This is a genomic window from uncultured Rikenella sp. (assembly GCF_910579375.1).
Classification (GTDB): Bacteria; Bacteroidota; Bacteroidia; order Bacteroidales; family Rikenellaceae; genus Rikenella.
This window is the reverse complement of the sequence record NZ_CAJTUJ010000097.1, coordinates 1-7,052: the sequence shown is the minus strand read 5'-3', so window position 1 is coordinate 7,052 and position 7,052 is coordinate 1. Positions and strand designations below refer to the sequence as shown.

The following is a 7,052-nucleotide window of genomic DNA, read 5'->3' as shown; positions in this document are numbered from 1 at the left end:
TGATAGCTACGCTACTCCTTAGGCTCCGCAGTCCTCATTTTTCGCGAGTCTGTTGAGCTGGGTTTTCTCGGCGGGGCGCATATAATGCGAGTATTACCCCAATGCGCCCACGCCGGAAAACCCCAGCCCAACCAACCGAGATTTGGGCCGCCGGCAGCTTTAGGATGCGAAGCATCCGTCGAAAGTCTTTTTGGTTCTTTTTCTTCAGAAAAAGAACAGTACCCTCCAAGGCAAGTACGAATAATCGAACAGATTAAAATTATTTTATGAAACGATTGATGACCATGCTCGGAATAGCCACCGCGACCCTGACCAGTTGCGGAACCGCTCAGCCCGGCGACAGCCCTGCCGGGAATGTCGCACTCGACACCGCCCTGACCGCAGCCGAGAAAGAAGCGCGCGTATTTACCCCCGAAGTGATGTGGAAGATGGGGCGTATCGGAAACGGCGCCCTGTCGACAGACGGGACGGAAGTCCTGTACACCCTGACCTATTATAATATGGGCGAGAACAAAGGGTACACCTCGCTGTGGGCGATGCCGGTCGAAGAGCCCGGCAAAGCGCGACAGATTACGAACAACACCGGGAAAGACAACTCCCCCGCATGGGGCATCGATCCGAAAACCGGCGAGTCCTGCATCTACTTCCTCAGCACCAGAGGCGGCGACGACGCCACCCAGCAGCTTTGGCGCGTACAGCCCGACGGGACGGGACTGCGACGCCTCTCCGACGTCAAAGGAGGAATCACCGGCTTCGGAGTGAGTCCGAAAGGGGATAAGATTTGGTACACCGCCGACGTTCAGGTAGACTCGGTATCTTCTGCGGACATATACGGCATGAAGGCATCCAAAGCCCTGATCTACGACGACCTGATGGAGCGGCACTGGGACACTTGGGAAGACGGCGCATACAGCCATATCTTCGTGGCCGACCTGAACCCATCGGCCGCAGACGGCAACGGGATTTCCGATGCGCGGGACATTATGCCCGGCGAGCCGTGGGACGCGCCGACCGCACCCTATTTCGAGATGAGCGAAGTGGCATGGAACCACGCCGGAACACAGGTGGCATACACCTGCAAGAAGCTCACCGGGTATGAATACTCGATGAGCACGAACTCGGACATCTACCTCTACGACCTGAGCGACGGCTCGACCCGAAACCTGACAGACGGGATGCCGGGGTACGACAAATATCCGGTCTTCTCGCCAGACGACAGCCGGTTGGCGTGGCAAAGCATGGAACGCGCTTGGAACGAGTCGGACAAGGATCGCTTGTTTGTAATGGACCTCGCCACCGGAGCGAAAAGCTACGTAACCAACGGATTCGACTACAACGCCGCCAACCTGCGGTGGAGCGGAGACGGCAAGAGCATCTACTTCATCGCCCCGATCGAGGCGACCCACCAGTTGTGCCGGGCCGACCTCGCCACGGGCGATCGACCTGCGACCATTACCGTCCTGACGGCAGGCGACCACGACTACACCGACTTCAGCATCGCTTTCCCGACGACCGGCGAAGGCGGTGCGCAACAGCCGGTGGTCGTTGCGGCGAAGACCACCCTCTCGATGGCTCCGGAACTCTTCGCCATCGACCTCGCGAACGGGAAAGATACCCAGATCACCTTTATCAACAAAGAGATTTACGACCACGTCGATATGGGCGACGTGCAGAAACGGTGGGTGACGACGACCGACGGCAAGCGGATGCTGACGTGGGTGATCCTGCCGCCGGACTTCGACAGCACGAAACAGTATCCGACCCTGCTCTACTGTCAGGGCGGGCCGCAGAGCGTCGTTTCGCAGCGGTGGAGCTACCGGTGGAACTTCCAGCTGATGGCGGCCCAAGGCTACATCGTGGTGGCGCCGAACCGACGCGGGCTGCCGTCGTTCGGACAGGAGTGGCTCGACCAAATCTCGGGCGACTACTCGGGACAGAACATCCGGGACTACCTCTCGGCCATCGACGATGTGTCAAAAGAGCCGTGGGTGGATATCGAGCGGCGGGGCTGCGTAGGGGCTTCTTACGGGGGCTACTCGACCTTCTACCTCGCGGGGCACAGCGACCGGCGGTTCAAAGCGTTCATCGCCCACTGCGGGATGTTCAACCTCGAAAGTTTCTACGGCGAGACCGAAGAGCTCTGGTTCCCGACCAACGACCTCGGCGGAGCCTACTGGGAACGGCCGGGCAATAAAGTGGCGGATCGTTCGTATGCCAACTCGCCGCACCTGGCGGTGAACGACTGGTATGCGCCGATCCTGATCATCACGGGGGCGAAGGACTTCCGGATTCCGTTCACACAGAGCCTTCAGGCTTTCACGGCAGCGCGGGCGCACGGCATTCCGTCGCGGCTGGTCTACTTCGAGGACGAGGGACACCAGGTCTTCAAACCGCAGAATTCGCTGGTCTGGAACCGCGAATTTTTCGGCTGGCTGGAGAAATACCTTAAACACTAACTCTGAGCCGCCCGATGAAGCGTTACATCGAACTCCTCGAACAACTGATCGCCACCCCCTCCTACAGCCGCGAAGAAAAGATGACGGCCGACCTGCTGGCCGCTTTTCTGACGGGGCGAGGGGTGGCGGAGGTACACCGGCTGCACAACAACGTGTGGGCCCGGAACCGACGGTTCGATCCGTCGAAGCCGACCATCCTGCTCAACTCGCACCATGACACGGTGAAACCGGCGGCCGGATGGAGCCGCGACCCTTTTCTGCCGGAGGTGGTCGACGGGAAACTGTACGGTCTGGGGAGCAACGACGCGGGGGCGAGCGTGGTGAGTCTGACGGCGGCCTTTCTGCACTTCTACGAAGCGGAGGATCTGAAATACAACCTGCTGCTGGCTTTGACGGGAGAGGAGGAGGTTTCGGGCCAGAACGGCATCGAGAGTATCTTACCGGAGATCGGCCCGTTGGATTTCGCCATCGTGGGCGAGCCGACGGGGCTCCATTTGGCGATTGCCGAACGGGGGTTGATGGTATTGGACTGCGTGGCGCACGGCAAACCGGGACACGCGGCGAGGGACGAGGGAGACAACGCGATCTACCGGGCGATGGAGGACATCGATTGGTTCCGCACCTATCGGTTTCCGAAGGAGTCGGCCTTGTTCGGCGGGGTGAAGATGAGTGTGACGATCGTCAGCGCGGGGACGCAGCACAATGTGGTGCCGGCGGAATGCCGGTTCACGGTGGATGTCCGGGTGACGGATCGCTATACGAACGAGGAGGTGCTGGCGATTGTGCGGGAACATGTCCGGTCGGATGTTTTCCCGCGGTCGACGCGGCTGAAGCCGTCGTCGATCGATGCTTCGCACCCGATCGTGGCGGCGGGGATGGCGCTGGGGCGACAGACGTTCGGCTCGCCCACGATGTCGGATCAGGCGCTATTATCGGTTCCGTCGCTCAAGGTGGGGCCGGGGGAGTCGGCGCGGTCGCATACGGCGGATGAGTTCGTCTATCTCAAGGAGGTCGAAGAGGGTATCGCCCAATACATCGCTCTGCTCAATGCTGTTCTTTAATCCTACGGTTTTCTGTACGCTATTCTTTGACCTGGACGGAACTGCCGCTTTTTGTAAAAAGCGGCACCAAAAACTTTTAGTTAGCTACGCTACTCCTTACGCTCCGCAGTCCTCATTCTCTGCGATTGCTTTTGGGTCGAGGTTCTCCGGGGCGCGTAGGGTAATTCCCGCATTATCGCGCCCCGAAAGAATTCCCGGCCCAAAGAAGAGTCCGAGAGCTGGGCCGCCGGCAGCTTTAGGATGCGTGAGCATCCTCTAAAGTTTTTCTGGTTCTTTTTGTTCACAACCGACGCTGCCAGCGAGAGCAATGCAAACATAGTTTGCAAATTGCCGAGCGGCGAGGAGGAAAACGAGCGCAGCGAAGTTAAAAAGAACAGTACCCTCAAACCCAATGAACGGGGTATTAAAACCGTACGGATAAAAACTGTCATTTTGGAGGAGTAGTCTATTTTGCCTACTTTTGCAGAAGCTCTGCGGATGTGGTGTAATTGGTAGCCACGCCAGACTTAGGATCTGGTGCCTTGACCGGCGTGGGGGTTCGAGTCCCTTCATCCGCACATATCTTTTTGTACCGCCCGGGCTGCCCGCAACCGACATTTGCGAAAAAGTCAGCACCGCAGCCACTCGAAGACCGCACGGAACGCCGCTTCGCGCGCCGCATGCGTCGAAAGGAACAGATCGTGCACCCCGTTCCGAATCTGCACGTAAGTCACATCCGACCCCAGATTCCGCGCATAGCGACCGATATCCTCCACATTCAACACCGAATCCGACCGGAGCAACTCTTCGCTCCACTCCGTGCCGAAATACGACCGGTCCGAACTCATCACCAACACCGGCACCTCGATGTGCAACCCCCGTTTGATGCGCCGCTGGCCGTTGCGCACCGCCCGCAGCCACGAGAAATAGAGCGGAATCCCCTCGATCGGTTTGAATTTCGTATCGAAATGCCACGCCCCCCGGAAATCCCGGTGCATGCTCTGAGCATAGAGCGGCGACAGCTCGTTCTTCTTATGAGCGAACGGCAGGACGATGCTCACCGCCGCCGCCAACGGAATCTCGACCCGACGTTTGAACCACGACGCATTGAACTCCAAAAACGGGCTGTTCAACACCACCCGTGCAATCGCCGTCCGCTGTTCCGCCGGCCCGTCGTCGGCATACAGGGCCGCCAGCAATCCCCCCGTCGAATGCCCCAGGAGGATCACCTCCGTCGCCCCCTCGGCCAGAATCCGGCGGATACTCTCCGTCAGGTCGGGATAGTATTCGTACATCGACCGCGCAAAATCCGGGTGTTGCCCTTCGAGCAGCGACCGGCCGTACTTGCGAAGCTCCACGGCATAAAACCGATAGCCGTGCGCCACGAACTCTTCGGCCATGTGCGTCTGGAAAAAGTAGTCGATATAGCCGTGCACGTAGAGCACCGCCCGCCGCGTGTCTCTCTCCGGCAACGGAGCCTTGATGAGCGTGGCGACCACCGGCCCGTCGTAGTCGGCCGGAAAATTCAGCGTCTGATATTCGAATTCCATAGGGTTCAATGCCAACAGTGGGTCAGACCGCAATCTTCCCCAGTCGTTTCAAGTTCGATCGTAGCATGTTCTATGCCGTTTTGTTCGCAAATGAACCGGATTTTTCGTTTGAGGGCGATTTGCGCTTCGGTGTCCAACGGCGCGACCGTCACCGCGTGCAACGTGCTGACGTTCCGCTGGCCGTCCAGACTCCACAGGTGCAGGTCGTGAATCGAAGCCACCTCCGGCAAGGCCACGATCTCATTTTTCAGCCGTTCCACATCGATTTCGGACGGGGTGTGCTGCAACAGGATGCGGAACGTAGCCCGCATGTTCCGATAGACGTTCCACAGCACCCAGCACGAAATGGCGATCGACAACAGCGGGTCGAGAATCGGCACCCGGACGAAGAGCATCACCACGCTGACCACCAGCACGGCCAGCCATCCCAGCACATCTTCCATCATATGGAGCATCACGGCCCGTTCGCTGATCGAGCCTCCCTTTTTGAGCCTCAGCGCGGCAAAGCCGTTGACCAGCACGCCGAAGACGGCCAATCCGAGCATCCCTTCTGCATTGGGTTCCTGAGGCGTCACGATGCGTTCGACGCACGCTTTGATAATGAAGACCGACCCGACGAGCAGTACGGTGGAGATAAACAGCGCGCCGAGCAGCGAAAATCGCTTATACCCATAGCTATACCGCGCATCTCCGGGTCGTTCGGACACTTTCTGCAACCGCCAGGCGACGGCCAGCGACAAACTGTCGCCGAAGTCGTGAAAGGCATCCGATAGAATCGCAATGCTGTTTGTCCACAGCCCTCCGATGAGTTCGACGGCGGCAAACCCGAGGTTGATGAAAAACGCAAGGGCAATATTTCCTGTCGCCGCATGATGGTGCATGTGGTCGTGGTGGTGTGGGTGGTTATGATCGTGCATGGCTCTGTTTGTCTATTTCTGGGTCTCTTTGCACATGGTGTTTCGCGCTGCCCCGCCCCGGGCTTCCGCGATTCGGGCTATGAAGCAGGCGTGTTGCACTGCGGTGGCAGCCATGGCTTCAGCTGGTCTTCCGCTTCAAATGCGAGCGGTCGCAACAGCATAAGTTTGAATTTTCAGTCACAAACTCTCAATACCGGCAACTCAGATACTCGCGCTCACGGTTTTCAGTTGCGTTGCCTCTCGGAATAAACGGAGGTGCGTGTCCGTGGTGGGCAATAGGCTGGAGTTACCCTATTTGCGTTTTGAGTACATCCCTGCGGTTCGAAGAACCGCGCGGGCCGAAGCCACCCCAGGCGTAGGCCTGCAACGTCGCGGAGCTCGTTGCGTCCACGCTGGCTCCGACCCTTAATATTCACTCTCGACTAAAGTGGGTCGGGCGACCGGGAGGTACTACTATGGGGTAGAGGCGGCCAGCAAAAGACGCTGTGCGTCCCGCCAGTGGGCAGGCGTCCGGCCCGCGCGACTCTACGAGTCGCAAGAACAATACCCAAAGCACGGTCAAAAGTTCAGCCCAACTCACCGCCCAATGCCCTCCCCTATTCTTTCGGATTAGACCTGTCACAGTTCGCCGCCAGCAGGAACGCAACCGAGCTTGCAAAAATACAATTACCTTAGCGGGTTGAAGCCTGCGGGGCCCACAGCAACGTCAGTTGCGGGCCTCCGCGGTCGGAGGCTTCGGCCCGCGCGGTTCTACGAACCGCAACTGCAACGCCCCATTCTCGGAAATTCGTCCTCGGCGCGCCCCTCGCGCCGCTAATGCGTCACCCTCCCCGAGGACGGCGGTTCAAAGAACCGCGCTACTCGCTCTCGCCCCCAAGCCCCGGCCAAGAGTTCTACCCAAAGCCAAGCCCCATGCGCGGCCCAACGCGGCGTGAAAACCGTTTTCGGTTTTCGCGCCCAAAGAACAAGTGCCGCCCCGGGTACGCCTCACTGCGGCTCCGCTTGCGCTCCGCCGGTGCCGCTCGGCACGTGAAAACTGGGCGTGTCTACTCCTAAACGTCGCCCGCGGCAATTCTTGCCGGATTGGCC

The 7,052-nt window shown here is 59.2% G+C and carries 4 protein-coding genes and 1 tRNA gene; 3 read left to right on the top strand and 2 right to left on the bottom strand.

Annotated features, from left to right (window positions below; all coding sequences use genetic code 11):
* Positions 1–266: 266 nt before the first annotated feature.
* The 3 genes from QZ302_RS07675 (at position 267) to QZ302_RS07665 (ending at position 4,074) form a co-directional block, all read left to right on the top strand.
* Positions 267–2,456, top strand: coding sequence for a S9 family peptidase (locus tag QZ302_RS07675; protein ID WP_294594199.1), 2,190 nt, complete (start codon positions 267–269; stop codon positions 2,454–2,456).
* Between the two features lie 14 nt (positions 2,457–2,470).
* Positions 2,471–3,517: a M20 family metallo-hydrolase gene (locus tag QZ302_RS07670; protein WP_294594197.1), complete on the top strand. Its 1,047-nt coding sequence runs from the start codon at positions 2,471–2,473 to the stop codon at positions 3,515–3,517.
* A 473-nt stretch (positions 3,518–3,990) separates the two neighbouring features.
* Positions 3,991–4,074, top strand: a tRNA-Leu gene (locus QZ302_RS07665).
* A 51-nt stretch (positions 4,075–4,125) separates the two neighbouring features.
* Here the strand turns inward: QZ302_RS07665 and QZ302_RS07660 are convergent.
* Together QZ302_RS07660 and QZ302_RS07655 are read right to left on the bottom strand one after the other, a co-directional pair.
* Entirely contained in the window at positions 4,126–5,046 is a 921-nt protein-coding gene (locus QZ302_RS07660; protein ID WP_294594196.1) for an alpha/beta hydrolase, read from the bottom strand.
* A gap of 5 nt (positions 5,047–5,051) precedes the next feature.
* Positions 5,052–5,963: a cation diffusion facilitator family transporter gene (locus QZ302_RS07655; protein ID WP_294594194.1), complete on the bottom strand. Its 912-nt coding sequence runs from the start codon at positions 5,961–5,963 to the stop codon at positions 5,052–5,054.
* Between the last annotated feature and the right edge of the window lie 1,089 nt (positions 5,964–7,052).

What these genes read in the sequence shown, in the direction of transcription:
- QZ302_RS07670 (WP_294594197.1), top strand. Translation starts at nt 2,471, where the DNA reads ATGAAGCGTTACATCGAACTCCTCGAACAACTGATCGCCACCCCCTCC.
- QZ302_RS07655 (WP_294594194.1), bottom strand. Translation starts at nt 5,963, where the DNA reads ATGCACGATCATAACCACCCACACCACCACGACCACATGCACCATCAT.
- QZ302_RS07675 (WP_294594199.1), top strand. Translation starts at nt 267, where the DNA reads ATGAAACGATTGATGACCATGCTCGGAATAGCCACCGCGACCCTGACC.
- QZ302_RS07660 (WP_294594196.1), bottom strand. Translation starts at nt 5,046, where the DNA reads ATGGAATTCGAATATCAGACGCTGAATTTTCCGGCCGACTACGACGGG.